Annotated in this window: 17 protein-coding genes and 1 pseudogene; 5 read left to right on the top strand and 13 right to left on the bottom strand. The window is 65.8% G+C overall.

Annotation, left to right across the window (positions count from 1 at the left end; all coding sequences use genetic code 11):
• Positions 1-625 precede the first annotated feature (625 nt).
• Positions 626-842 (top strand): annotated as a pseudogene (locus tag Atro_RS00225) (IS1595 family transposase); the annotation flags it as partial.
• 41 nt (positions 843-883) lie between these two features.
• On the opposite strand, the gene Atro_RS00220 reads toward Atro_RS00225, so the two are convergent.
• From Atro_RS00220 to Atro_RS00165, 12 genes are all read right to left on the bottom strand, one after another.
• Positions 884-2,683 (bottom strand): family 2A encapsulin nanocompartment cargo protein cysteine desulfurase, encoded by a 1,800-nt coding sequence (locus Atro_RS00220; protein WP_497925869.1) that lies wholly within the window; start codon positions 2,681-2,683, stop codon positions 884-886.
• On the bottom strand, positions 2,658-3,590 hold the full coding sequence (locus tag Atro_RS00215; RefSeq protein WP_497925867.1) for a family 2A encapsulin nanocompartment shell protein: 933 nt from the start codon (positions 3,588-3,590) through the stop codon (positions 2,658-2,660). The genes Atro_RS00220 and Atro_RS00215 overlap by 26 nt, the downstream gene beginning before the upstream one ends.
• Positions 3,591-3,641: 51 nt before the next feature.
• Positions 3,642-4,625, bottom strand: coding sequence for a serine O-acetyltransferase EpsC (gene epsC / locus Atro_RS00210; RefSeq protein WP_497925865.1), 984 nt, complete (start codon positions 4,623-4,625; stop codon positions 3,642-3,644).
• Between the two features lie 78 nt (positions 4,626-4,703).
• Complete coding sequence (locus Atro_RS00205) at positions 4,704-5,225, bottom strand: rhodanese-like domain-containing protein (RefSeq protein ID WP_497925863.1); 522 nt, start codon at positions 5,223-5,225, stop codon at positions 4,704-4,706.
• 321 nt (positions 5,226-5,546) lie between these two features.
• On the bottom strand, positions 5,547-6,392 hold the full coding sequence (locus Atro_RS00200) for an FHA domain-containing protein (protein WP_497925860.1): 846 nt from the start codon (positions 6,390-6,392) through the stop codon (positions 5,547-5,549).
• Between the two features lie 56 nt (positions 6,393-6,448).
• A complete protein-coding gene (locus tag Atro_RS00195) occupies positions 6,449-8,188 on the bottom strand; it encodes a serine/threonine-protein kinase (RefSeq protein WP_497925858.1) in 1,740 nt (579 codons plus the stop codon).
• Positions 8,189-8,203: 15 nt separating this feature from the next.
• A complete protein-coding gene (locus Atro_RS00190) occupies positions 8,204-9,001 on the bottom strand; it encodes a PP2C family protein-serine/threonine phosphatase (RefSeq protein ID WP_497925856.1) in 798 nt (265 codons plus the stop codon).
• Between the two features lie 192 nt (positions 9,002-9,193).
• Complete coding sequence (locus Atro_RS00185) at positions 9,194-11,182, bottom strand: sigma-54-dependent Fis family transcriptional regulator (RefSeq protein ID WP_497925854.1); 1,989 nt, start codon at positions 11,180-11,182, stop codon at positions 9,194-9,196.
• 285 nt (positions 11,183-11,467) lie between these two features.
• Entirely contained in the window at positions 11,468-11,974 is a 507-nt protein-coding gene (locus tag Atro_RS00180; RefSeq protein WP_497925852.1) for an acetone carboxylase subunit gamma, read from the bottom strand.
• Positions 11,975-11,984: 10 nt separating this feature from the next.
• The gene (locus Atro_RS00175) at positions 11,985-13,907 is read right to left on the bottom strand and encodes a hydantoinase B/oxoprolinase family protein (protein WP_497925850.1); all 1,923 of its coding nucleotides are present in this window, start codon (positions 13,905-13,907) and stop codon (positions 11,985-11,987) included.
• A complete protein-coding gene (locus tag Atro_RS00170) occupies positions 13,820-14,302 on the bottom strand; it encodes a hydantoinase B/oxoprolinase family protein (protein WP_497925848.1) in 483 nt (160 codons plus the stop codon). The genes Atro_RS00175 and Atro_RS00170 overlap by 88 nt, the downstream gene beginning before the upstream one ends.
• Positions 14,303-14,337: 35 nt before the next feature.
• On the bottom strand, positions 14,338-16,491 hold the full coding sequence (locus tag Atro_RS00165; protein ID WP_497925845.1) for a hydantoinase/oxoprolinase family protein: 2,154 nt from the start codon (positions 16,489-16,491) through the stop codon (positions 14,338-14,340).
• A gap of 577 nt (positions 16,492-17,068) precedes the next feature.
• Between Atro_RS00165 and Atro_RS00160 the strand changes: the two genes are divergently transcribed.
• Together Atro_RS00160 and Atro_RS00155 are read left to right on the top strand one after the other, a co-directional pair.
• On the top strand, positions 17,069-17,551 hold the full coding sequence (locus Atro_RS00160) for a hypothetical protein (RefSeq protein ID WP_497925841.1): 483 nt from the start codon (positions 17,069-17,071) through the stop codon (positions 17,549-17,551).
• Between the two features lie 1,721 nt (positions 17,552-19,272).
• On the top strand, positions 19,273-20,862 hold the full coding sequence (locus Atro_RS00155) for a tetratricopeptide repeat protein (RefSeq protein WP_497925837.1): 1,590 nt from the start codon (positions 19,273-19,275) through the stop codon (positions 20,860-20,862).
• 113 nt (positions 20,863-20,975) lie between these two features.
• On the opposite strand, the gene Atro_RS00150 is transcribed toward Atro_RS00155, so the two are convergent.
• On the bottom strand, positions 20,976-21,530 hold the full coding sequence (locus Atro_RS00150; protein ID WP_497925835.1) for a host-nuclease inhibitor Gam family protein: 555 nt from the start codon (positions 21,528-21,530) through the stop codon (positions 20,976-20,978).
• Between the two features lie 421 nt (positions 21,531-21,951).
• Between Atro_RS00150 and Atro_RS00145 the strand changes: the two genes are divergently transcribed.
• Together Atro_RS00145 and pta are read left to right on the top strand one after the other, a co-directional pair.
• Positions 21,952-23,139: an acetate kinase gene (locus tag Atro_RS00145; protein WP_497925833.1), complete on the top strand. Its 1,188-nt coding sequence runs from the start codon at positions 21,952-21,954 to the stop codon at positions 23,137-23,139.
• A gap of 122 nt (positions 23,140-23,261) precedes the next feature.
• Entirely contained in the window at positions 23,262-25,400 is a 2,139-nt protein-coding gene (gene pta / locus Atro_RS00140) for a phosphate acetyltransferase (protein WP_497925831.1), read from the top strand.
• Positions 25,401-25,495: the final 95 nt, after the last annotated feature.

Here is a 25,495-nt window from a genome sequence, read left to right as displayed (position 1 = left end):
AGGCGGGTTTTTTTACATTCATTAGCACGACACCTTTTTTTGTTTTTGTTGGTGAGCTCAGAGGAGCGTCACGTCCTCATCCTAACATAATGAAATGCCATTTCAAATTATCCAACTTAAGACGCAACATTGGTGATTTAAAAGCCATAAATCAGCTATTTACGCAAAATATAGAAACGTAATTCTGATTTCTCGGATTGTCGGCTGCTTCCGTAGTAGAGCATTTTCGGCTTGACTGGCGGTTGTAACCGGACCGGGATTGAGCAGACAAGCTGAACGGGAAGCCTGGGTTCGGCAATGCTGGAGGTGGCTTATGGGGGCCTCGAGGACAGGCCTATGGGCAGGATCTGTGTGAACGGGTGCTGGCGGCTGATGGCTCGATTCACGAGGCGGCCAGGCGCTTTGTGGTGAGCGGGCCCTATGTGGCGCAGGCGCGCCCACGCCGGCAACTGGGCCAGGTCAGTGCCGGGTCCAGTGCAATCACGTCCCCCTTCGGCTTCAGGGGCACGAAAGGGCTCTGACCGAGCGCGCAGCCATGCTACCCGAGCAGACACTGACGCAGTTGTGCCAGTGGGTCGAGGCCGAGCATGGAGTGCGGGAGGGCCTGAGCACGATGTGGAAAACGCGCAGGATCGATGGCCCTCCACATCCAGAACATGAACGCCTACGACAGCCGTCCGAAGAGCTGGATGATCCGCTTTCATGGTGTGGCCACCAAGTACCTGACTCATTACTTGGGATAACGCCGCCTCCCCGAACGCTACAAGGCACAGCTCAATCCATTGACTTGCCTGAGTGAATCGCTGGGACGAGTTGCCATGCAACAGCTAACTCAGACATAGCCCAAAAGAAGTCCCCGGCCGCACGGCCGGGGCAAATGCACTCAACGCCGGGTCGCCAGACGGCGCACGGTACTCACCAGCAGATCGATCTCCTCGAAGGTGTTGTAGAACGCCAGCGACGGCCGCACCGTGGTTTCCACCCCGAAACGGCGCAGGATCGGCTGCGCGCAGTGGTGGCCGGAGCGCACGGCGATGCCCTCGCGGTTGAGGGCGGCGCCGACCTCCTCGGTGCGGTAGCCCTGCAGCACGAAAGACAGCACGCTGGCCTTGTCCGCCGCGGTGCCGATCAGCCGCAGCCCGGGAATCCCCGCGAGCCCCTGGGTGGCGTACTCCAGCAACTCGTGCTCGTAGCGGGCGATGGCGTCGAGGCCGATGCGCTCGACGTAGTCCAGCGCCGCCCCCAGCCCCACCGCGTCGGCGATGTTGCCGGTACCGGCCTCCAGCCGCGCCGGCGCCTCCTGGTAGAGGGTCTTCTCGAAGGTCACGTCGGCGATCATGTTGCCGCCGCCCTGCCAGGGCGGCAGCTCGTCGAGCAGCGCCTTCTTGCCGTAGACCGCACCGATGCCGGTCGGCCCGAAGATCTTGTGCCCGGAGAACACGAAGAAATCCGCGTCCAGCGCCTGCACGTCGACCTTCAGGTGCGACACCGACTGCGCGCCGTCCACCAGCACCCGCGCACCGGCGGCATGCGCCAGGGCGATCACCTCGGCCACCGGGGTGACCGTGCCGAGGGCGTTGGACACCTGGGTGATGCTCACCAGCTTGGTGCGCGGGCCGAGCAGCCTGGCGTACTCGTCGAGGCGGATCTGCCCCGAGTCGTCCACCGGGATCACCTTGAGCTTCGCGCCCACCGCGTTGGCCAGCAGCTGCCAGGGCACGATGTTGGCGTGGTGCTCCAGGTGGGAGACGATGATCTCGTCCCCCTCGCCGATGAACCGGCGGCCGAAGGTGTTGGCCAGCAGGTTGATGCCCTCGGTCGCCCCGCGCACGAAGACGATCTCCTCCGCCGACTTCGCCCCCAGAAAGCGCGCCACCTTGTTGCGCGCACCTTCGTAGGCGTCCGTCGCCCGCGCCGCCAGCTCGTGGGCGGCGCGGTGGATGTTGGAGTTCTCGTGCTCGTAGAAGTACGCCAGACGGTCGATCACCGCCTTGGGCTTCTGCGTGGTGGCGGCGTTGTCGAACCACACCAGCGGCCGGCCGTTGACCCGTTCGGCGAGGATCGGGAAATCCCGGCGGATCGCCTGCACGTCGAAACCGCTGCGGACCTGCGGCCGGACGGCAGGCTCGGGCGCCTTCTCCAGAGGAGCGCTCCGCTCGAGGAAGTAGAACTGCCCGGCTCCCTGTCCCGGCACCGCCGCCGGGACGGACGGCTCGGCGAGGATCGAGCGGAGGATCGCGCCCAGCGAGTCCCCGCCCGGTACTGCGAGGCTGCTCGGCTCGACGGGAATCTCCGCGAAGCGCTGCGGCTCGCCGGCGTAGGCACTGCCCTCGCCGAGGAAGTAGTACGGCGTGGATGGCGCGCCTCCGGCCGACGGCGCCAGGCCGCCGGCACTCGGGAACACCGTCGGCAGCGCCGCGGCGTAGGCCTCGGGCGAACCGAGCTCCAGGCCGTCGGCGATGCCCGCCGGAGCCGCTTCCCCGGCCTGCGGCGCGGCTGCCGCCCCGGCCGAAGCCGGCTCGGCGGGCGACAGGCCGGACAGCGCCGGCGTGCCGCCCGACGGAGCGCCGCCCGGCAGGCTGGCGAACAAGGCGTTGGCCAGCCGCGCCAGCTCCGCCACGTCCGGCAGGCCCGGCGCCGGAGCGGCCGGCGGCGGATTATCGATAGGTGGCCGGATAGTCATGGTACTTGTCGACCTCCACGTCATCGAGCACGGCCAGGGCATCCTCGGTCAGCACCGCCAGCGAGCAGTACAGCGAGATCAGGTAGGAAGCGATGGCGTTGCGGTTGATGCCCATGAAGCGCACCGACAGCCCCGGGCTCTGTTCGCCCGCCACGCCGGGCTGGTACAGGCCGATCACCCCCTGGCGCTTGTCGCCGACGCGCAGCAGGAGGATCTTGGTCCGCCCGTTGTCGTCGAACGGTACCTTGTCCGAGGGGATCAGCGGCAGGCCGCGCCAGGTCAGGAACTGCGCGCCGAACAGGCTGACGGTGGGCGGCGGCACGCCGCGGCGGGTGCACTCGCGGCCGAAGGCGGCGATGGCCAGCGGATGGGCGAGGAAGAACGCCGGTTCCTTCCAGACCTTGGCGATCAGCTCGTCCAGATCGTCCGGGGTCGGCGCGCCGCTCAGGGTGGAGATGCGCTGACCCGGGTCGACGCTGGCCAGCAGACCGTATTCGGGGTTGTTGATCAGCTCGTTTTCCTGGCGCTCCTTGATCGTCTCGATGGTCAGGCGCAGCTGCTCGCGGATCTGGTCGTGCGGGCTGCTGTAGAGGTCGGAGACGCGGGTGTGCACGTCGAGGATGGTGGTCACCGCGTTGAGGAAATACTCGCGCGGCTGCTCCTCGTAATCGACGAAGGTCTGCGGCAGCACCGCCTCGTCGCGCTGCGAGCAGGCGACCTGCACGTTCAGCGGGTTCTTCACCCGGTTCAGGCGGAAGATGCCCGCCTCCACCGGCGTCCACTGCAGCAGGTGCACCAGCCAGCGCGGGCTGATGGTGGAAAGCTGCGGGACGGTCTTGGTCGCGTTCGCCAGCTGGCGGGCGGCGCTGTCGCCCAGAGCCTGGCGGATGTCCTGAAAGTCACTCATGAATCACTCCAGAAAGATTCGGATGAATGCACAGGGCCGGAAGTGTCGTCGTCATGACTGCTCCGCGTTGCCTGGCTGGTGTTGCAGGGTCGCCTGGGTGACGTTGCTGCCCGGAGGCACGCTGCGGGTCAGCCAGACGTTGCCACCGATGGTGGAGCCCTTGCCGATGGTGATGCGCCCGAGGATGGTGGCCCCGGCGTAGATCACCACGTCGTCTTCGACGATGGGGTGGCGAGCCTGGCCCTTGAGCAGCTGGCCGGACTCGTCGACGGTGAAGCGCTTGGCGCCCAGAGTCACCGCCTGATAGATGCGGACGCGGTTGCCGATCACCGCGGTCTCGCCGATCACCACGCCGCTGCCGTGGTCGATGAAGAAGCTGTGGCCGATCTGCGCCCCCGGATGGATGTCGATGCCGCTGGCCGAATGGGCGATCTCCGCGGCGATCCGCGCCAAGAGCGGCACCCCGGCGCGGTACAGGCGGTGGGCCAGGCGATGGTGGATCACCGCCTGGACGCCCGGATAGCAGAGCAGCACCTCGTCCAGGCTGCGCGCCGCCGGATCGCCCTGATAGGCGGCGATCACATCGCTGTCCAGCAAGCGGCGCAGCTCCGGCAGCGCGGCGCCGAACTCGCGAACGATCTGCACCGCGCGCGCCTCTAAGTCCGGCTCGCGCTGCCCACACTGGCGGGCGACGTAGTGCAGCTCCAGGCGCACTTGGCCGAGCAGGGCGTTCAGCGCGCTGTCGAGGGTGTGCCCGACGTAGAAATCCTCGCTCTCCTCGCGCAGGTCGCTGGGCCCCAGACGCATCGGAAAGAGCGCGCCGCACAGCGCAGCGAGAATCTCCGCCACGGTCTGCCGCGAAGGCAGCTCGCGGCCGCCCAGCTCGCGCGTCCGGCCGCAGCTCTTGCGCCAGTCGTCGCGGGCGGCGCGCAGCTCGTCGACGATCTGCTCCAGTTGCCAGTTCACCGGCCGGGACGCGGGCGCCTCCGGCAGGTGCGAGACGCCGTCGAAGACGGCCTTGAGTTTATTGGACATGAGGAAACCCTGCCGGCCGCGGACGCGGCCGGTGCTGAACGAGGATGGTGAGGGAAGGAAGTGTCGGGAAGGCGCAGCTCAGTCCTGCACCCAGGGCAGGCCCCAGTGCCGCCAGCCGCCGCTCTCGCCGCGCTGCTGATGGGCATCGAGGTCGCCCTCGAAGCCCTCGAGCACGTTGAACACCTGGGAGAAACCGGCGCCCGTGGCCGCCGTGGCCGCCGCTGCGGAACGCTTGCCGCTGCGGCAGAGCAGCACCAGCACGCCGTCGCGCCCGGCCTTGCCGGCCAGTTCGGTGAGGAAGCGCGGATTCCTGACCAGCGTCGGACCGTTCTGCCAGGCGACGTGCAGGCTGTCCGGCACGCGCCCGACGAACTTCAGCTCTTCGGCGCTGCGCACGTCCACCAGGGTCGCCGCCCCGGCCTGCAGCAGCGCCCAGGCCTCCGGCGGATAGAGACTGCCGGCGTAGCCGAGGCCGGCGGCAACGGCGCGGGCCCTGGCCCGGGCGAGCAGCTCGGCCGGACGGGCGGCGAGCACGGCGGACAGGTCGACGGGGCGCCGGATCTCTTCGGCGACTTGGGGAACTGGGGCGGCAGCAGGCATTGGGGAGTCCTCCGGTTGACTGGTCGAGGCCCGGCAGCCCATCCGCCGCACCACGTTACGGCGTACTGTATGCCGCCCACTTATTCCAAAAAAATAATTTGTTATTTTATTTATAAAACTTTTTGGAATAAAAGCATGCTGCCATGGCAAATCGGTATCAAGGGCAAATACCGCCCACCCGAACGGCATCGGACTTGGCGGAACGGCAAATCGAGGCGCAGGCAGCGAATCGACAGGCAAGAGACCGCGGCCATCCCTATCGGCATGGCGCCGCCCCTGGGGAGAAAGGCGGAAACGCCCGGACTGCTCCGGGCCGTTCCCTCAGCGAAAGACCACCACCAGCAGCGCTGCCACCGCCAGCAGCGTCCCGCCGGTCAGCAGTCCCAGCGCCAGCGGGCTGGAGCCGGCCTTCGTCTCGGCCTGGGGCGCGGGAGCGGCCTGGGCGGCGGCATGCAGGGGGTTGGCGACGGGCGTGCGGCCGCTCGCCTTGGGTTTCGCCGCCTTGGGCAGATCGACCGCCGCCATGAACAGCGTGGCGTCCTCGTCCTCGGTCTGCAGCACCTCGACCTTGGGGCCGATAACCAGCAGGGTCACCGAACCCATGCGCACCTGGTCGCCGGGCTGCAGGACGGCGCTCTCGACCCGCGTGCGGTTGACGTAGACGCCGTTGGCCGAAGCCAGATCCTTGATCTCCAGCACGTCGCCCTTGAGGAAGAACTCGCCGTGGCGGCGCGACAGTTCGGGATCGCCGAAGCACAGCTCGCACTTGGTCGAGCGGCCGAAGGTCATCGAGCCCTGGACGTGGAACTTGCGCCCCTCGTGCTCGCCCTGGATCACCTGCAGGAACCAGCGCTGCGCGGCCTCCGCCCGCGGCTTGGCCTTGCTCGGGTCGAGCAGCAGCAGTTCCACGGCGCCGATCCGCAGCAGGTCGTCGGCGCGCAGCTGGTAGTGGCTGGCGATGCGCGTGTCGTTGACGAAGGTGCCGCCCTCGCCGTCGCAATCGTGGAGGTAGTACTGGCCGTTCTGCTGGCGGATTTCCGCGTGGAAGGCGTTGACGCCCGGATCGTCGAGGACCAGGTGGTTGCGCCGGTCGCGGCCGATGGTGAAACGCTCCTCGACCAGCCAGATGGGGGCCTGACGACTGTCTTTGAAGTTCAGCTTGAGCATATGCGGTATGAGCCCTGTTCTCGTGGCGCAGACTCGTGGGGGGCGGCGACTGTCGGTCAGTTGCCGAATAGGTTGTTCCAGGCCCGCTTGAGCGGGTTGCCGTCCTCGGCCGGCGGCTCGCTGCGCGGCGGCGCCGACGTCCGCTGAGCAGGCCGGCTGGTTTGGGCCGCCCTGGCCGCGCGCGCCGAGGCCAGCAGCTCCCGGTGCTCGTCGCGCATCCTCAGCAGTTCGGCGTTTTCCGGCTCGGCCTGCAGCCCGTGCTCGATCATTTCCAAGGCGGCGGGGAAATCCCGGCGCCGGTAGGCGGCGTTGGCCTGGTCGCGGTAGTGGCTGGCGACGCGGTGCAGGCCGGTCAGGGCCTGCTCGTTGGTGGGTGCCCAGCCGAGGATCTGCCGGTAGTAGAAGACCGCGCTGTCGTCTTCGGGGGTCAGCAGGCGCTTGTCGGCGATGCTCCGCTCGGCGCGCGCCAGGTAGCCGGCGATGCGCGCCTCGAGCAGGCGCTTCAGGCCGTCGAGGGCGTCGGCGTTGCCGGCGTCCAGTTCGAGGACCTGGCGGAAGTAGTGCGCCGCGCTGTCCTGCGCCGGCTCCTCCAGACGCCCCTCGCTCAGGCGCTGGTTGCCGAGGGTCAGCAGGCCGCCGATGTGCGCGGCCCGGACCCGTGCGAGTCCACTCTGAGCGGCCTGGCTGCGCGCATCCAGGCGCTGCGCCTCGCGGAAGTAGTGCTCGGCGCTGTCCTGCGCCGGCGCCAGCAGTTGTCCCTCGGCCAGGCGCTGCTCGCCCCTGGCGAGCAAGGCGTCGACTTGCTGCTGCCGCTGCCAGTGCTGCCAGAAGAAGCCGCCGCCGGCCAGCGCGCCGCCCAGCAGCAGCACGCCGAGCACCGCCGGCCAGCGCGCACGGCGCGGCGGGCGCGGTGCGGGCCGGGCGGCCGGGGTGTCTTCTTCGCTGCGGCTGGCGCTCAGCTGCAGGCCGGGGCCGAGACGCGTCTCGTCGGGATCGCCCAGCTCGAGCGCATCCAGCGCCGCCAGCAGTTCTTGGCAGTTGGCAAAGCGCTGCTCCGGCTCCTTGGCGAGCATGCGCTCGAGCAGGCCGCGCAGCGGCCCGAGCGAACCGGGCAGACTCGGCAGCGGCAGCTGCACGTGGTTCATCACCGTCTGGGTGTAGTTGCTGCCGCGGAAGGGATTGGCGCCGGTGAGCATCTCCAGCAGGATCACGCCGAGGCTGTAGATGTCGCTGCGCGCGTCCAGCGGCTGGCACTGGGCCTGCTCCGGGCTGCTGTAGGCCGGGCTGCCGACGGCGATGCCGAACTGGGTCAGCTCGCTGTCGAGGTCGAGATCCTTGGCCACGCCGAAGTCGGTGAGCACCGCGGTGCCGTCGCCGCGGAACAGGATGTTGGCCGGCTTCACGTCGCGGTGCACCAGCCCCTTGGCGTGCACCACCGCCAGGCCGCTGGCGATCTGCCGAACGATCTGCAGGGCCCGCTCCGGGGCGAACAGCTCGCCCTTGTGGTGCGCCAGGTCGCCGCCGGGCAGGTATTCCATGGCCAGGTAGTGGCGGCCGTCGGGCAGCTGGTCGATGTCGTAGATGGTGATGATCGAGGGGTGGTGCAGGGACGCGACCAGATGCCCTTCGCGGATGAAGCGCAGGATGAAGCTCTGGTCCTCGGCCTTGCCCAGCACCTTGATCGCCACCTGGCGCTGCAGCGATTGCTGGGTGGCCAGGTAGACCGCGGCCATGCCGCCCTTGCCCAGCAGGCCATGCAGGCGGTAACCGGGAATATCAAGCACGCTGTCGTTCATGGAGTCGGGCGCCGATCAGTTCTTTGCGGGTTTCAACAGTTTGCTGAGGAAGCTGCGCGGCCTTGGCGCCGCGGCCTGCACCGGCGACGGGGCCAGCCCGAGCACGATGCAGGAAATGTTGTCGTGGCCGCCCATGCGGTTGGCCGCCTCGATCAGGCTGCCGACCAGGGCGTCGAGGGTGGCGGCGCGGGCGCACAGCTGCTGGATCTGCGCGTCGTTCAGCTCGCGGGTCAGGCCGTCGCTGCACAGCAGCAGCAGCTCGCCGCGGCCCAGACGGCCCTGCACCAGCTCCACCTCGAGCGCCTCGCGGCTTTGCCCGAGGCACTGGGTGACCACGTTGCGCCGGGGATGACAACCGGCCTCTTCGGGGGTCAGCCGGCCGGCGTCGATCATCGCCTGCACCCAGCTGTGGTCGCGGGTGAGCTGCTCAATGGAGCCAGCCCTGATCCGGTAGGCACGGCTGTCGCCGACCCAGGCGAGCTGGAAATCCACGCCGGCGAAGCGCACCGCCACCAGGGTGGTGCCCATGCCGCGGCTGCCCTCCTCGGCTTCGCCGGCGGCGAGAACGGCGGCGTTGGCGCCCTGGATGGCGTCGCGCAGGTCCTGGCCGCGGACGATCAGCCGGCGCAGGGCATCCAGCGCCAAGGCACTGGCCACCTCGCCGCGCCGGTGGCCGCCCATGCCGTCGGCGACCGCCCACAGGCGCAGCTGCGGACAGCACAGCAAGGCGTCTTCGTTGTGCGTGCGCACCCGGCCGACGGCCGTGAGCGCCGCGTATCCCAGGCGGGGAGCGGAAGACCGAGTGATCGACATGACGGCAGGCAGTCTCGTGGCTGGCGGTGGCAGGTGGCAGCGGCGAATGAAATGGCTATTTGCTAGTAGCATACCCCGCCGCCCGCACCCGGACAGCCGCTTGTCGGACCCGACGCCGGGAAGGTGAAGAAGTGCACAGTTTGCCGGGGAGCGGCGCGGATGCCCGCCTCCTTACGGCTCCAGCCGCGACGCTCAATCGAGCCGCAACCGCTCGCCGGCTGCCGACGTTCGGGACATGCCGTACTTCCTGAGCCGCAGGTACAGGGTGCTCTTGGCGATGCCCAACGCCCTGGCGGCCTGGGTGAGGTTACCGCGGCTGCGCTCGACGGCCTGGCGGATGACCTCGCGCTCGGCCTCTTCGAGTCGCCCCTCGACCAGCCCGGCCGCCGCCCGTGCCGACTGGCGCAATTCGTCCGGCAGATCGTCGCGGGTCAGGCAACGCCCGCCCAGCAGCAGCATGCCCTCGAGGACGTTGCGCAGCTCGCGCACGTTGCCGGGCCAGTCATGGGCCATCAGCGCCTGCAGGGCCTCGGGGGCGAGCTCCGGCAGCGGACGCCCGTGCCGCTCGGCCTGGCGCCGCAGGATATGCGCGGCCAGCAGGGGGATGTCGTCGCGCCGCTCGCGCAACGGCGGAATGCGGATGCTGGTGACCGCCACCCGGTAGAACAGGTCCTGGCGAAAACGCCGCTGGGCCACCTCCTCGCGCAGATCCCGGTGGGTCGCCGCCACCAGGCGGAACTCGACCCGGCGCGGCTCGCACTCGCCCAGCCGGTAGATCTCGCCCTCCTCCAGCGCCCGCAGCAGGTGGCTCTGCAGGTCCAGCGGCAGCTCGCCGATCTCGTCGAGAAACAGGGTGCCGCCGTGGGCCGCCTCGATCTTGCCTTTCATGCCGCCACGCCGGGCGCCGGTGAAGGCACCCTCGGCGTAGCCGAACAGCTCGCTGGCCAGCAGCTCGCGGGACAGGCTGCCGCAGTTGATGGCCACGAAGGGGCCGTCGCGGCCGATCCCCGAGGAGTGGATGCCCTGGGCGAACGCCTCCTTGCCCACGCCCGTTTCGCCCTGCAGCAACACCGGCACATTGCAGCCGGCCAGCTGCCGGGCCTTGCGCAGCGCCACGGCCAGCGCCGCACCGTTGCCCACCAGGCGGGCGAAGCCGAGTTCCCGCTCGTCCGGCATACCACTCTTGCGCGGCTTGGGAGCAGCCAATGTCCGGGACGGCAAGGGAATGCGCAGCAGCGTGCCCAATACCTCGCCCCGGACCTGAACGGGCTGCAGCCAGTCGACCGTCAGCCACGCCGGCAAGGGGCCGCTCGGGCGGCCGTCCGGGCCGAGCGCGAGGGCTGGCAGCCGGGCGTTGCTGCGCAGCTCGAAATCGATGCCGCGAGCCGCCAGGGCGGCCGCTCCACGGTCGTTGCTGCGGACCAGAAAGCCGTGGGGGTCGAAGAGCAGCAGGCCTTCGTCGCGGTGGGCGGCCAGCTGCTCGACGCTGAGCTCCAGCAGCTGGTAGCGGCTGGCCATTTCGCGCTTGGCCAGCGCCGACTCGATGCGCTGGGCGGTGGTCACCGCCAGGGCCAGGCTGTGGCGGCTGAAGCTGCGCGACTCGCCGGAGACATCCAGCGCGCCCAGGATATGTCCGTCGCGCGGGTCGCGGATGACCGAGGCGGAACAGGTCCAGCGCTTGATGCCCTCGCAGAAATGCTCCGCCGCATGGATCTGCACCGGCTGACCCAGCAGCAGCGCGGTGCCGATGGCATTGGTGCCGCAGAGCCGCTCGTCCCAGGGGCTGCCGGGCATCAGATGGATACGCTCGGCCCGGTCGCGCGCCGCGTAATCGCCGCCCGCCTCGATGACCATGCCGTCGCTGTCGGCCAGGAGCATGATGTTGCCGGTCTGCGCCATGAGTTCGCGAGCCATGGCCATGACCGGCATGCTGGCATCGAGCAGACGCCGGTGGCGATCGCGGAGGGCCTCGAGTTGCACGTCGGTCAGCGGTTCGGGGGCCTGCTGCAGGCCCGGATCGACCCGGCTGTCCAGGCAGCGCCGCCAGGACTGGTCGACCGGAGGACGCACGGCCAGATCGCCGGGCAGATCGGCCCCCCTGAGAAAGTGCCGCCAAGCGGCCCTGATCCGCTGGTCGTTCTCGGGACAGGAAAAGACTCCTTGCGGTATGAGCGAACTCATCAGCCATCACCCTTGATTGTTATTGTTTTTGGTCCGGCCCTGCGAGCGAAACGCCCACAGCGTCCTTACTGCGGCAGGCATCTGAAAACATGCAATGCCGTAGAAACTGCAAGGCATTCTAGACAGGAATCCACCCATCCGATCCGGCAATCGTCCCGGCGCTTCTGCGAGTACGGACAGGCGGCAGCCGCTGGCGGGTCAAGGCCAGCGGCGGGATGGAGCCCGGGGACGGGGCCTCTCGGAGGGCTCCCCGGCAAACGCCGGGGAGACGGTGGTTTCACCCGATCAATCGAGGCGCTCGGGCAGCGGCAGCTCCAGCCAGTCGCGGTAGAAGGTGTCGATGTCCGGCTCGAAGTCGTGGATCACCGGATACCAGGGGGTCGGCGCCTCGACGTCGAGCTGGGTGGCGCAGTGCGGACAGTAGTACTCGCGATACACCTGCCACTGGGTATCCGGGGCGAGCAGCGCCGGGTAGACCTCCTGCATGCTCTCCGGGGTGTCGCGCACGTGGATGTTGGCGTGCAGTTTCCAGTTCTCCCGGTAGTCGCAGAACTCGTGGCCGCAGCGACATTTGGTCACCCAGCGCTTGCTGGTCGCCGACTGCACGATGTACAACGCCGGGCCCAGCGGCAGGACGATGCGGTCCGGCCAGGCGACGCGCTCCTGCAGCACGCTCAGGTACAGCTCGAAGCGCTCACGGTCCTTGGGCATGGTCAGCATGCGGGTAGTGGTGTCCCAGTCCAGGCGGCCGTCGACCAGGTTCTTCACTTGTTCCTTGGTATAGGTGCTCATCGCGCGCTCCTCACTCTTCCACTTGAACCACGGTATGCACGTCGGGCAGCAGGGACAGGTCCATGCGGTACCTGGAGCCATAGGTCGGCTGGTCGAGTTCCTCCTCGGTCAGCGTCCAGTCGACCGGCAGCTCCCAGAACGCCTTGAACTCGGCGAGAAACTTCTCCGACAGGGCGAAACTGCTGGCGAACATCTGCCGTACCGGCGCCGAGGCGTGCTTGGTGACGATCCGCTCGCGCTCCTCGCGCATCCACTCGCGGGTCGGCTGCGAGCGCTGCAGGCGCTCGGCGCGGATCTGCTGGCGGCGATCCTCGGTGGCCACCGCATCCACCGACCAGTGGCCCTTGGCGTTCTGGACGATCACTGCGCCGTAGACCTTCTCGGCGTAGGCCGGCAGGACGAAGCCCTGGTTCAGGTCGTCTTCGATGGCGCCGGTCTCGCGTTCCAGCGGATCGCCGAAGCCCGGCCCGCCGCGCAGGTAGTTGAGGTAGAGGTCGTGGTTCTCGTAGCAGTCCTCGGTGGTCATGCACTGCTTGTCGCGCTTGACCCTGGCACTGGCCGCGATGTGCTGCTCGTAGGCCGGCGCGGAAGGATCGCGGTCGCCGCCCAAGGGCAGCGGCAGACCCTGTTCGATGCGCTCGCCAAGGCCGGTGTGATGTGCCTCGAAGCGGTAGCCGGTGGCGGCCGGGTAGCCGCCCATCAGGCCCCAGTCGGAGTTCATGTAGCCGTTGCCCATGAAGAACATGGTCCAGTCCTGGGCGTTCCAGACCATGCGCAGGGTCTCGAAGCCGCAGCCGCCGCGGTACTTGCCGTAGCCGCCGGAGTTGCACTTGACGTTGCGGCCCAGGTACAGCAGCGGCTCGGCCATCTCCCAGATCTCGATGTCGCCCATGTCGCCTTCCGGGTTCCAGATCGCCGCGGCATGGTTGAGGCCGTCGCGGATCGCCATGGCGCCGGTGCCGCAGGACGAGGCCTCGAAGCTGTTCACCGCGTGCACCTCGCCGTCCTGGTTGATGCCGCCGCCCTGCAGCCAGTTGGAGGTATTGGCGTTGCCCGAGTTGACCTCCTCCAGGTAGCCGCGGCTGTAGTAGGCCTGGCCGAGGCCGCGCCACAGGGCGCTCCAGCCGGAAACCAGGAAGTGCCAGGCGTAGGCGTGGCCGGTGCGGCGGTCGTCCGGGTTGCACCAGGCGCCCTTGGGCAGGTGGAACTCGGTGCCGAAGCAGGCGCCGTCGTTGATCCGCTGGGTCGGCACCAGGGTCTGGGTCATCATCACCCAGATGCCGCTGGTGAAGGCCACGTGGTGGGCGTTGAAGGTGTGCCAGCCCCAGCGGCTGGCGCCCTCGAAGTCCAGCCGCCAGCTGGCGTCCGGGCGGATGGTGATCTCCACCGGCGAGTGCATGATGGTGTCGACCTTGGCGAAGGCCGAGGAGGTCTGCACGTCCTCGTGCTTGAACGGCACGTCGACGAAGGCCACCTTGCGGTAGGTGCCCGGCAGGGTCATCGCCTTGATCCGCGACTGCAGCCCGCGGCGGCCCTCCTCGATCACCTCGAAGGCGAAGCGCTCGTAGGCCTCCAGGCCCTCGGCGGCGATGATCTCCTCGACCATGCCGCGGATCATGTGGCAGCCGGCGATGCGGGTGCGCTCGTCGAGAATCCAGTACTTGGGCGTGCGCACCGAGCGCTGCGACTCGTGCAGCCAGTCGCGCAGCGGCTGGTCGTTGACCCCGGTCTTGCGGCAGGTGATCTGGTAGCCGTCGCCGAAGCGCTGCACCTGCCCGGTGGACATCGAGCCCGGGGTCACCGCGCCGGTGTCGATGACGTGGGTGACGCCGCCGACCCAGCCGATCAGCTTGCCGTGGGCGAAGATCGGCACGATGGTGGCGATGTCGCAGGGATGCACGTTGCCGATCGAGCAGTCGTTGTTGGTGAACATGTCGCCGGGGCGATGCCGGGGTTGCTCTCCCAGTCGTTCTCGATCATGTACTTGATCGCCGCGCCCATGGTGCCGACATGGATGATGATCCCGGTGGAAGTCAGGATGCAGTCGCCCACCGCGTTGTAGAGGGTGAAGCAGAGCTCGCCCTCCTGCTCGACGATGGGACTGGCGGCGATCTTCTTGGCGGTCTCGCGGGCGTGCACCAGGCCGCCGCGGATCTTCGAGAACAGCTTTTCGTAGCCGATCGGGTCGCTCTCGCGGAACGGCAGGCTGCTCAGCCCGTTGTAGAAACCGGTTTCCTTGGTGCGTTGCATCACTTCGCCGCGGAAGGCCTGCAGGGTCTTGCCGTTGCCCAGCAGCGAGCCGGGCGCATTCTTGGCCAGCATATTCATGGTGAAGTCTCTCTTGTTGTTGTTCCGGTCCGGGCTCAGCCGCGGGCGCATTCCTTGAGGTGGAACAGGCGGTGCTTGTCCAGGCAGGTCTCGAAGCCGTCGGGCACCACGAAGGTGGTGGAGTCGGACTCGATCACCGCCGGCCCGACGATGCGGTTGCCCGGCTGCAGGGCTTCCATCTGCCAGATGTCGGCGTCGACCCAGCGCTTGTGCCGGTAGAACGGCCGCTTGCCGAGGTGCGCGGACGGTTGCGGCTGCGGGCCGGCCTCGGGGTCCTCGGGCAGCACCGGCTTCTGGGTGGCGACCAGCCCGCGCATGATCGCCCCGGTGACCGAGAAGCCCAGTTCCGGCGAGCGCGCCGAGCTGGCGTAGACCCGCGAATAGGTGTCCTCGAAGGCCTCGGTGATCTGCTGCCAGTCGGCCGCGCTGGCGGCCGAGGCGATCGGCGAGGTGATCTCCAGGTCGTTGAGCTGGCCCATGTACTGCATCCGGTAGCCGGGCAGCAGGGTGACATCCTCGGCCTTGAAGCCGTTGATCACGAACTCCTCGATGACCTTGGCGGCCAGCTCGTCCCAGGCCGCCTGGATCACCGCGCAGGCCTCGGCGCAGGCGGCTTCGCCGCTGTCCGGCGCCAGGGCGATGTCGACGCTCTTGTCGTAGCGGTACTCGAAGTCGGCGCAGGCGCAGCCGAAGGCCGAGAAGCCCGCCGCCCAGGCCGGCACCACCACGTCCTTGAAGCCGAGGCCCTCGGTGTAGCCGTAGGTGTGCACCGGCCCGGCGCCGCCGTAGGAGAAGCAGACGAAGTCGGTGGGGTTGTAGCCCTTGGCGCTGATGTTGGCGCGCAGGTATTCGTGCAGCGACAGGTCGAGCAGCTCGATCACCCCGGCGGCGGCCTCCTCCACCGACAGCCCGAGCGGCCCGGCGATCTGCGCCTGGATGTGCTGGCGGGCGCGCTCGACGTCGAGCTTGATGGTGCCGCCGAGGAAGTTGTCCGGGTTGAGGTAGCCGAGCACCACGTGGCAGTCGGTCACCGACACGGTGTCCAGGCCGCTTTCCGGCCAGCAGGTGCCGACCCGGTAGCCGGCGCTGTCCGGGCCCAGCTTGAGCGAGCCGCTGTACGGGTCGAGGCGCACGAAGCTGCCGGCGCCGGCGCCCACCGAGTCCATCGCCACCAGCGGCAGGGACAGCACCAGGCGGGCCATGTCCGGGTCGGAGGCGATGGCGAAGTTGCCCTTGGTGATCAGCGCCATGTCGAAGGAGGTGCCGCCGATGTCCGAGCAGGCGATGTTCTCGTAGCCCAGCGCCTCGCCGAGCAGCCGGGAGCCGATCACCCCGCCGATCGGCCCGGAGACGATGGTCCGCGCCAGCTCCTTGGCCTTCCAGGAGATGGTCCCGCCGTGGGTGGCCATCACCCGCAGGTCGAACCTGGCGCCGTGCTTCTTGAAGCGCTCGCTGACCTTCTGCAGGGTCTGGCGCGACGGCTCGGCGGCGTAGGCCTCGAGAATGGTGGTGTTGGTGCGGTGGCTCTCCTTGCGCGACGGGTAGTAGTCGACCGAGGCGAACACCGGCAGGTCCGCACCGAGCCGCCTCAGCTCCTCGCGGCAGAGGTCGCGGGCGCGCTTCTCGCTGGTCGGGTTCTTGTGCGATTGCAGCAGCACGATGACGATCGCCTGGGCGCCCGCCTCGATCAGCTCGCGGGTGGCCTGGCGCACCTCCTCCTCGCGCAGCGGAATGACGATCCGGCCCTGCACGTCGGTGCGCTCGGTGACCCCGCGGGTCCGCGAATAGGGCACCAGCGGTGCGTCGTAGCGGTGGGTGTTGAGGTGCAGCCGCTCCTCCAGGGCGTAGCCCAGGTAACTCTGGATGGCGCGGCCCATGGAGTGGGTCTGTTCGAAGCCCTTGTTGACGATCAGGCCGACATCCAGGCCCTTGCGCTGCACCACCCGGTTGAGCATGGCGGTGCCGGAATACACGCAGGTCACCAGCTCCGGGTAGACGTCGTCGACGCCCAGCTGCCAGGCGGACAGCGCGTCGATGGAAGAGTTGTAGATGGCCAGGGATTCGTCGGCCGGGTTGCTCTGCGCCTTGCCGACCACGAAGTTGCCGTCCTCGCGGACGAAGAAGGTGTCGGTCATCGTGCCGCCGGCATCGATGCCCATCACCTGGACTTTCGAGCGTTGCATGTCCATGGGGTTCTCCGTTGTTGTTCGAATTGTCGCGGTACAACCTGTCGAGACCGCACATCCTTGCCTGCCAAAAGGGCAGCAGTCGCGGCTCGCCAAGCCACGGAGCAAGGCCTGGGCCATGTTCGGAGAACATAATTAAGCTATTGAAATAAAAAGATTTATTTTTATAAATCGACTCTGCCGAGGCGGGTGCGGGCGTCCGATAGCCGAATGGCGTCCTCCTCGGACGTATGAGTTTCAGACGCCGTTCTCAAGCTCCACGGCCAGCCGGCAAACATGCAGGGCGCTCTCCAGGTTCCTGACGGACGGAAAGGGATGGGATGGGATGGGATGGGAAAATCGGCGGGAAACAAGAAAGGCCGCTGCAAGCGGCGCGCTGTCCGCTTGCGGCGGCCGGCATTGAACTTCACCCGCCTCGCGGGGTGTTGATTCTTGCCCAGAAAGATGGCCCGACTCGCTGCCCGGGGCCATCCATTGATCCTGTCGTTTATATCAGCGTGCTGACCGGATCAAGCCAGCAGGTCGTCAGTGTCCCGGAGTCCGGGTCTGACCTCATCATGCATTAGCGGTTGCGGTCTTGTTGGCCCTGGTTTTCCTGCCGGGCCTGGTTCTGCTTGCGCTGCTCCTCCTCGCTCAGATTGCTACGCTGCTGACCTGCCTGGCCACCCTGATGGCCCTGCTGCGTACCTTGCTGGCCTTGTTGGCCGCTCTGCTGACCACCCTGTTGGCCACCTTGATGGCCCTGTTGAGTGCCTTGCTGGCCTTGTTGGCCTTGTTGACCGCTTTGCTGGCCACCCTGATGGCCTTGTTGAGTGCCTTGTTGCCCAGCTTGACGCTCACGGTCTTGCTGGCTACCCATGCCCTGTGCGCCTTGGCTTTGATTCCAGTCCTGATCGCTCGCACGCTGGCCGGCTTGTCCAGCACCTTGGCTGCCAGTGCGTTGACCTGCATTCTGGCCCTGTTGCGACTCGCTCCCGCCTTGGCGTCCCATGTTGCTTTGTTGGCCTTGCTGACCTTGATTGCCTTGTTGTTTTTCAGTAGCCATGATGAACTCCTTACATAACTTATTTCGATTGTCTGGGCGTTGGCTCATGGGCTGTGACTCGCTTTGCCTTTCCTCCTTTGCACAAGAATCTCCCTGACACGTTGGCTGCCCTTACACTGCCTCGTCGCCCGCGTATCCGATTTCCTGTAGGGAAATCGTGGTTGTAAACCGCCTGCGTGGCGTCACCGCTATTATCTTGCGGCATGTCTCGCTGACGGTCAGTGCGCAGTTGCGTACAAGCAACTTCATGCAGTTATTAACCAACTAACATTCGCGCCTTTTGATGAATCTTTTATGCCTGACCAACTATCAAGCACCTTGCGCGATTTCCAGTATAGCCGCCTTTTTGTTTAATCAAGCCTGCGACTCAAAAAAGTGCTGGCATCGCTCCCACCCTACCTTGCAAATACTCATGCCAGCACTGGGAATACTTGCCTACTCACTCAATCGCAAAAACCCATTAATTAATGGCACGACAACCCGGCATGACTGTTAAAGTCGGATCATCGGGCCTTCGGCTTCTGCACCTGGAGCCTTTTTCTTGGCTACCGATTGAGCAGATTACTTGCTTCATTTGTATCGATAGTTTTGAAAAGTGAGTGGTCCGCAAAGTTTCCCATTACCGACGAACGGCTAAAAAGAAGCGTACCAATGCGTGAAAGTTATATACCGGCCGATTTATAGCAATGGAGGTAATGAAGTCGACAGCATGCGTGCAATCGGCCACCCAGGGTGTGCGTCGGGCGAGCGTATCTTGGCGCCTTCGTGGCCGACAGCGGCCGAACAAGCCGGGATAGCATGCCTGAACGTCTAGCCAGCATGTGTCGTCAAGCCAGAGTCCTTGGGCCCAGCAAGCAAAGTTGTTGGATAGCCTTCCCAGGGGACGCCAGTATGCCAGCCAGCAAAACGCATATTGGATTGTTATTCACCCCGAGCAACCGACATGCCAGGAACAATCATGATGCGGTAGTTGTTTATACGACGCTCTTATCACATCGATATTTTTCGAAGACTCTGCTCAGGTCACACAAACCTAAAATCGATCAAATCTCCGCCAAAAAATTGTATAGCCAGTACTGCCAGCAATATTTTTGCAGCGCCTGACAAAATGTAACCAACCTGACGACCCCGCTGAAACGAATGGTGAAGCGTCTAGAAACTCCATTCACAAGGCCCCGCCATACCTTTATCCAGATGTCGATACGAGAACTCGCCCCCTAAAATATTGCCCTGCACAAAACGACCGAAACTTATACCAAACCATTAATAATCTGATCGCCCGCCCCGGGCCGAAAGTCAAAGCCCCCAAAACACTCCTCTGTGCCTTCTATTACTGCACCCATTAAAATCACGAACAGCAAAAACATATCCGACAATGGTCGCTGCATAACAAGTCACGATGCAGCTATATTCACCCCAGAAAGAATCATTTCAAATATCTAAATTCTTGAAAGCACAATCGGCTCCTGCTCCATATACATACGCTATATTTTTCTTGGAATGGCCTGGTGGGCACTGGAAATACACTCGACCGATAGTCTATCGTTCGACCAGGCAAGCCCGAAGTAGCTCAACCTGTGCCAGGTCGCACGACACCATTGCAAATCTGCCTGTAAGGAAGCGATACCGTGAGCACTTGGATCACTCGCTATCTGCCAGCCCTGCTTCGCCTTTCCCATCGCCCGCTGCCTCGCGCTCCGAAACGCCGCCTTCTTCCTGCACTAGGCGCCGCTCTGGCATTGAGCCTAGGACCCGCGGCCCAGGCCGAACGCTCCACGGTTCCGCTCTATGACAACCTCGGTGATCACCACTATGGCATCACCACTGGCGTACCACTGGCACAGCGCCATTTCGACCAGGGCTTGCGGCTCTACTACGCCTTCAACCATCAGGAGGCGATCCGTGCCTTCGAGGAAGCGGTCCGCCTCGATCCGGATTGCGCCATGTGCTACTGGGGAATCGCTCTGGCGAGCGGTCCCAATATCAACGCACCGATGGACGCCAATAGCGGAGCCGTCGCGCATGCCGCCGTCCAGAACGCGCTGGCGCGCAAGGCGAGTCCGAAGGAACAGGCCCTGATTCGCGCCCTTGCAACGCGCTACAGCATGCCCCCGCCTGCCGAGCGGAGCGCCCTGGATGCAGCCTATGCCCGTGCGATGCGCGAGGTCGTTCGCGAGTACCCCGAGGATCAGGAGGCGGCGACCCTCTTCGCGGAATCCTTGATGGACCTGAGCCCGTGGCAGTACTGGAGCCAGGACGGCCAGCCACGACCGGACACGCCCGAGATGCTTGCCCAGCTGGAGCGGGTGATTGCGGCGAATCCGAACCACCCAGGCGCGTGCCACTTCTTCATCCACGCCGTCGAGGCGGCTCAGCCCGAGCGTGCGGTTCCCTGTGCGGAACGACTGGCCGCTCTGATGCCCGGTGCCGGCCATCTGGTGCACATGCCCGGGCATATCTATATCCGCGTCGGACGTTACGAGGATGCCATCGAGGCCAACGAGCATGCGGTGCATGCCGACGAAACCTTCATTCGCGACCAGAATCCGGCGTTCGGCGTCTACCTCGCCGGTTACTACCCGCACAACTACGACTTCCTGGCCTTCGCCGCGAGCATGATCGGCCGCAGCGGACAGGCGCTGGGCGCCACGCGAAAGATGGCGCAACTGGTGCCGCAACCGATGTTGCGGGAGCCCGGGATGACCTTCCTGCAGCAGCACCAGACCCGCCAGTTGCAGATGCTGGCTCGCTTCGGCCGCTGGGACGAGATTCTCGAGGCCGAGGCTCCGCCGCAGGACCTCCCCCATGCCCGCGCCCTCTGGCACTACGCCCGGGGCCGGGCGCTGACGGCACGCGGCGATGTGCCGGGAGCCGAGGCAGAGCTGGCGCAACTGCGCGCCACAGCCCAGGATCCGCAAATGAATTCGTTGCGCCTCGAGTTCAATACCTCGGGAGCGATCCTGAAAATCGCCACGCAAGTGCTGGCCGGCCAGATCGCCGCCAGGAAGGCGGATTTTCCGGGAGCCATCGATCATTTGCGCGAAGCGGCGCGCCTCGAAGACGGCCTGGTCTACGGCGAACCTCCGGAGTGGACGGTGCCGGTACGTCAGGAACTCGGTCTGCTGCTGCTCGAGGCAGGCCGGAGCGCAGAAGCCGAACAGGCCTTTCGTGAGGACTTGAAGCGTTTTCCGGAGAACGGCTGGTCGCTGCACGGCCTGGCTCGAGCTCTGCGCGCGCAGAACCGCAACGAGGAAGCGGAGGCGATCATGGGGCGCTTTCGCAAAGTCTGGGCTGGCGCCGACATGCAACTGGCAGAGGCTGCACGCTGAACGCCACCGCTCGTGCCGGAAAAAAACGCGCCGCAAGTCCAGGGCCTGTCGGCACAGCCGGCGCCTTCAGCGAGACGGTGCAAGCGCCTCGGCGAAGCGACGGTGCCCCTGGATCAAGGGCCGAAGTGGTGGTCGCCCGATCGGTCGACTTCCTCGAGCTTGGTCCCGAAGGGCAAGATGACGAAGTCCTCGCTCTGTTCGATCTTCACTCCGGCCAGGCCGGCAACCACATCCGGCTCTGCGAGCATGGCCTCCTTGTTCAGTTGCTCCTTTACCCGGATGAAGCGGGTCAACCCCAGACGCCTGAGGGTTTCCAGCACGTTGTCGATCGATTGCAGGGTCACCCGGGGCGGACGCATGCGCCACTTGATTTCACCCGCGGCGAAATCATAGAACTTGGTCTTGCCGCTCTTGGTCAGCTCCATGCGATGCGCCTCACACCAGGTATGCACCCCCTGGGTCAGTGCCATGATCTGCTCGTTGAGGGGAGTGGCCGCCTCCTCGAAGCGCAGCCTCACTTTGGCCAGTTCATCGTTCATATCGGTCTGGATGCGCGCACGCTCGCGCTGGAGCAGGCCGATCTTGGCAATTGCCTCGTTCACTTCATCGCGACTTTGAGGAACCGGAAACTGGGCTGCGTTGGCCTTCACATGCGTGGCTTTTGCCATGATTGCTCCTCCTGCCTCCAGCATTTCAGTGAAATCGAGCTGAATCTGATTCGAGCATCACGCCCAAGTCGATGCGCCGAGCTTCTCTTGAGCAAGCAACTTGCGAATTCGAGCCAATTTCAGCTTGTTTCATGAATCAAGCCACGTCAAACCTTGCAGCGAGCCTGCCCTCGAGATCAGGCAGCCTGCCTCCGGGCCGGAGATTCGATCCTGAATCCGCTCCAATATCTTTCGCCGGATAGCCGTCCAAAAAAGTTCCGTTCGACTAAAGCAGAACGGCAGATCTCTACCCTGCGTGGCACGATAACGCAACCCCTGATCCGTCCATGTTCCACAAGAACGCCGGGCACAATCCAATTACAAAAATTGTGTGGCCATTGAGCGTAATGGCCATGCGCCACATGTTTCAGGAGTCCCACCAATGTCCGCCCGCAATATTCTGGTGATCAACTGTGGTAGCTCGTCGATCAAGTTCGCCTTGGTCAACGAAACACAAACAACCTTCCCTCTGCAGGGGCTGGCCGAACGTCTCGGTAGCCCGGAGGCAGTCCTCCACTGGCAGTTTGGCGACACCAAGGAAACCCTCAGCCTGCCAGGCGCCGACCATCAGGCAGTACTGGGCAAGATCCTTCCACTGGCCCAGGAAGCCGCCGGCGGCCGTCTCGACGGCATCGGACACCGCGTCGTGCACGGCGGCGAGCACTTCACCGCGTCCCATGTGGTCGACGCCAACGTGCTCGAAGGTATCCGCGCCAACGCCCACCTGGCGCCGCTGCACAACCCGGCCCACCTGGTCGGCATCGAGGCCGCGCTGGAACTGTTCCCCAGCTTGCCGCAGGTCGCCGTATTCGATACCGCCTTCCACCAGAGCATGCCGCCCCACGCCTATCGCTATGCCGTGCCGGAATTCCTGTACAAGGAACACGGCGTGCGCCGCTACGGCTTTCACGGCACTAGCCACCGCTACGTCAGCAAGCGCGCAGCGGAAATGGTTGGCGTGCCGGTCGAAGACAGCAGCTGGCTGAGCGCTCACCTGGGCAACGGCTGCTCCACCTGCGCCATCGTCAACGGCGAAAGCCGCGACACCAGCATGGGCCTGACTCCCCTGGAAGGAGTGGCGATGGGTACCCGCAGCGGCGACGTCGACCCCAACCTGCACAGCCACCTGGCCCGTACCCTGGGCTGGAGCATCGAGCAGATCGACCGCGTACTCAACCACGACAGCGGCCTGAAGGGTCTGTCCGGCCTGTCCAACGACATGCGCACCCTGTCCGAGGCCCGTCTGACTGGCCATCCGGGTGCCGTTCTGGCCTTCGAGGTGTTCTGCTACCGCTTGGCCAAGTCGCTGGCCAGCATGGCCTGCGCTCTGCCCAAGCTGGACGGCCTGATCTTCACCGGCGGCATCGGCGAAAACTCTGCCGCTGTGCGCGAGCGCACCCTGGAGCACATGAAGCTGTTCGGCTTCAAGCTCGACGCCGAAGCCAACGCCCGCTGCACCCGTGGCGTCGGCGGCGAGATCCAGACCGCCGACAGCCCGCGCATCCTGGTGGTGCCGACCAACGAGGAACGCCAGATCGCCCTGGACACCCTCGCCCTGCTCGACGCCTGATCGAACATCCGCGCAGACGGGAATCAGCGATGTAACGAAACCCGACGGCCGTCATGGCGTCGGGTTTCGTCATCTAACTTCCCGCCGGTATCATGCTTTCCACAGTCTGAGCAAGAGAACCCATGCACACTCTGTTTCTCGCACCCACCGGTTACGCCGTCGGCCTCAACTCCATCAGCCTCGGCCTGATCCGCGCTCTAGAGCAGGCCGGCCTGAAGGTCGGCTTCTTCAAGCCGATCGCCCAGCCCTTCCCCATCGACCAAGGCCGCGAGCGCTCCTGCCTGCTGGTCGAGCGCACCTTGGGTCGGAGCACGCCCGAACCAATACTGCTGGATCAGGTGGAGCGCCATCTGGCCGACGGCGAAATCGACCTGTTGCTGGAGGAAGTGGTCAGCCGCTACCAGCAAGCCGCCGCCGGCAAGGACGTGGTGATTGTCGAGGGCATGGTGCCGACCCGCGATAGCGACTACTCCGCCTACCTTAACCCCCTGCTGACCAAGAGCCTGGACGCCGAGCTCATCCTGATCGCCGCCCAGGGCAACGACAGCCTCAAGCAGCTGGCCGAGCGCATCGAGATCCAGGCCCAGCTGTTCGGCGGCGCCAAGAACCCGAAGGTACTCGGCACGATCATCAACAAGATCGACAGCGAGGACGGCGTCCCGGCCTTCGTCGAACGCCTCAAGGAGCATCTGCCTCTGCTCGATAGCGCCGACTTCCAGCTGCTCGGCGCCATTCCCTTCTCCGAAGAGCTGAATACCCTGCGCACCCGTGACGTGGCCGAGCTGCTCGGCGCCCAGGTGCTCAGTGCCGGCGAAGCCGACTTGCGTCGGGTGGGCAAAATCGTCCTGTGTGCCCGTGCCGTGCCCAGCACCGTGCCGCTGCTGCAGCCGGGCGTGCTGGTGGTGACCCCGGGCGATCGCGACGACATCATCCTTGCCGCCAGCCTGGCCGCGCTCAACGGTGTGAAGCTGGCCGGCCTGTTGCTGTGCAGCGACTTCATGCCGGACTCGCGCATCATGGATCTGTGCAAGGCGGCCCTGGAGGGTGGCCTGCCGGTGATGAGTGTGACCACCGGATCCTATGACACCGCTACCAGCCTGTTCGCCCTGAACAAGGAAACCCCGGCGGACGATATCGACCGCGCCACCCGCGTCACCGACTTCATCGCCAAGCACCTGCATCCGGAGTACCTGCACACCCGCTGCAGCGTGCCGCGGGAGCTGAGTCTATCGCCGCCGGCGTTCCGCTATCAGTTGGTCAAGCACGCCCAAGAAGCCAACAAGCGCATCGTCCTGCCGGAAGGCAACGAGCCGCGCACTATCCGCGCCGCCGCCATCTGCCAGGAGCGCGGTATCGCTCGTTGCGTACTGCTGGCCCGCCCGGAGGAAGTTCAGGCCGTGGCCCGCGAGCAGGACATCACCCTGCCGGCCGACCTGGAGATCCTCGATCCGGACAGCATTCGCGCCCAGTACATCGCCCCGATGGTGCAAATGCGCAAAAGCAAGGGCCTCACCCCCGAGATGGCGGACGAGCAGCTCAAGGACACCGTGGTGCTCGGCACCATGATGCTGGCACTGGACGAAGTGGACGGCCTGGTTTCCGGCGCCGTACACACCACCGCCAACACCATCCGCCCGGCCCTGCAGCTGATCAAGACCGCCCCGGGCTACAACCTGGTGTCCTCGGTGTTCTTCATGTTGCTGCCGGATCAGGTGCTGGTCTACGGCGACTGCGCGGTAAACCCCAATCCGAGCGCCAGCGAACTGGCCGAAATCGCCCTGCAGAGCGCCGAGTCCGCCGTGGCCCTGGGCGTGCATCCGCGCGTGGCAATGATCAGCTATTCCACCGGCGACTCCGGCAGCGGCGCCGAGGTGGACAAGGTCCGCGAAGCCACCCGCATTGCCCAGGAGCGCGCGCCCGGCCTGCCGATCGACGGCCCGCTGCAGTACGATGCCGCCTCAGTGGCCAGCGTCGGCAAGCAGAAGGCGCCGAACAGCCCGGTCGCCGGCCAGGCCACCGTGTTCGTGTTCCCCGACCTGAACACCGGCAACACCACCTACAAGGCGGTGCAACGCAATGCCAACTGCATTAGCGTCGGCCCGATGCTGCAGGGCCTGGCCAAACCAGTGAACGACCTGTCGCGCGGCGCACTGGTGGACGACATCGTCTTCACCATCGCCCTCACCGCGCTTCAGGCTGCCAGCATCGCCAAGCAGAAGAAGCAGACGGTACTGGAGCAGGGCCAGCTGATCGAGGCCTGACCGGCTGGAGAAAAGTAGATCAAGGGATCACGTCTATCAGTGCTCGCTATCTGATCGGCATGGATGCCGATCTTGAGCACGAACCAGGATACCTG

This window comes from Azotobacter tropicalis (assembly GCF_059739045.1).
Note: the sequence above shows the minus strand (reverse complement) of the source record. Positions and strands in the feature narration are given on the sequence as shown.

What these genes read in the sequence shown, in the direction of transcription:
- Atro_RS00220 (WP_497925869.1), bottom strand. Translation starts at nt 2,683, where the DNA reads ATGACTATCCGGCCACCTATCGATAATCCGCCGCCGGCCGCTCCGGCG.
- Atro_RS00215 (WP_497925867.1), bottom strand. Translation starts at nt 3,590, where the DNA reads ATGAGTGACTTTCAGGACATCCGCCAGGCTCTGGGCGACAGCGCCGCC.
- epsC (WP_497925865.1), bottom strand. Translation starts at nt 4,625, where the DNA reads ATGTCCAATAAACTCAAGGCCGTCTTCGACGGCGTCTCGCACCTGCCG.
- Atro_RS00205 (WP_497925863.1), bottom strand. Translation starts at nt 5,225, where the DNA reads ATGCCTGCTGCCGCCCCAGTTCCCCAAGTCGCCGAAGAGATCCGGCGC.
- Atro_RS00200 (WP_497925860.1), bottom strand. Translation starts at nt 6,392, where the DNA reads ATGCTCAAGCTGAACTTCAAAGACAGTCGTCAGGCCCCCATCTGGCTG.
- Atro_RS00195 (WP_497925858.1), bottom strand. Translation starts at nt 8,188, where the DNA reads ATGAACGACAGCGTGCTTGATATTCCCGGTTACCGCCTGCATGGCCTG.
- Atro_RS00190 (WP_497925856.1), bottom strand. Translation starts at nt 9,001, where the DNA reads ATGTCGATCACTCGGTCTTCCGCTCCCCGCCTGGGATACGCGGCGCTC.
- Atro_RS00185 (WP_497925854.1), bottom strand. Translation starts at nt 11,182, where the DNA reads ATGAGTTCGCTCATACCGCAAGGAGTCTTTTCCTGTCCCGAGAACGAC.
- Atro_RS00180 (WP_497925852.1), bottom strand. Translation starts at nt 11,974, where the DNA reads ATGAGCACCTATACCAAGGAACAAGTGAAGAACCTGGTCGACGGCCGC.
- Atro_RS00175 (WP_497925850.1), bottom strand. Translation starts at nt 13,907, where the DNA reads ATGTTCACCAACAACGACTGCTCGATCGGCAACGTGCATCCCTGCGAC.
- Atro_RS00170 (WP_497925848.1), bottom strand. Translation starts at nt 14,302, where the DNA reads ATGAATATGCTGGCCAAGAATGCGCCCGGCTCGCTGCTGGGCAACGGC.
- Atro_RS00165 (WP_497925845.1), bottom strand. Translation starts at nt 16,491, where the DNA reads ATGGACATGCAACGCTCGAAAGTCCAGGTGATGGGCATCGATGCCGGC.
- Atro_RS00150 (WP_497925835.1), bottom strand. Translation starts at nt 21,530, where the DNA reads ATGGCAAAAGCCACGCATGTGAAGGCCAACGCAGCCCAGTTTCCGGTT.
- Atro_RS00145 (WP_497925833.1), top strand. Translation starts at nt 21,952, where the DNA reads ATGTCCGCCCGCAATATTCTGGTGATCAACTGTGGTAGCTCGTCGATC.
- pta (WP_497925831.1), top strand. Translation starts at nt 23,262, where the DNA reads ATGCACACTCTGTTTCTCGCACCCACCGGTTACGCCGTCGGCCTCAAC.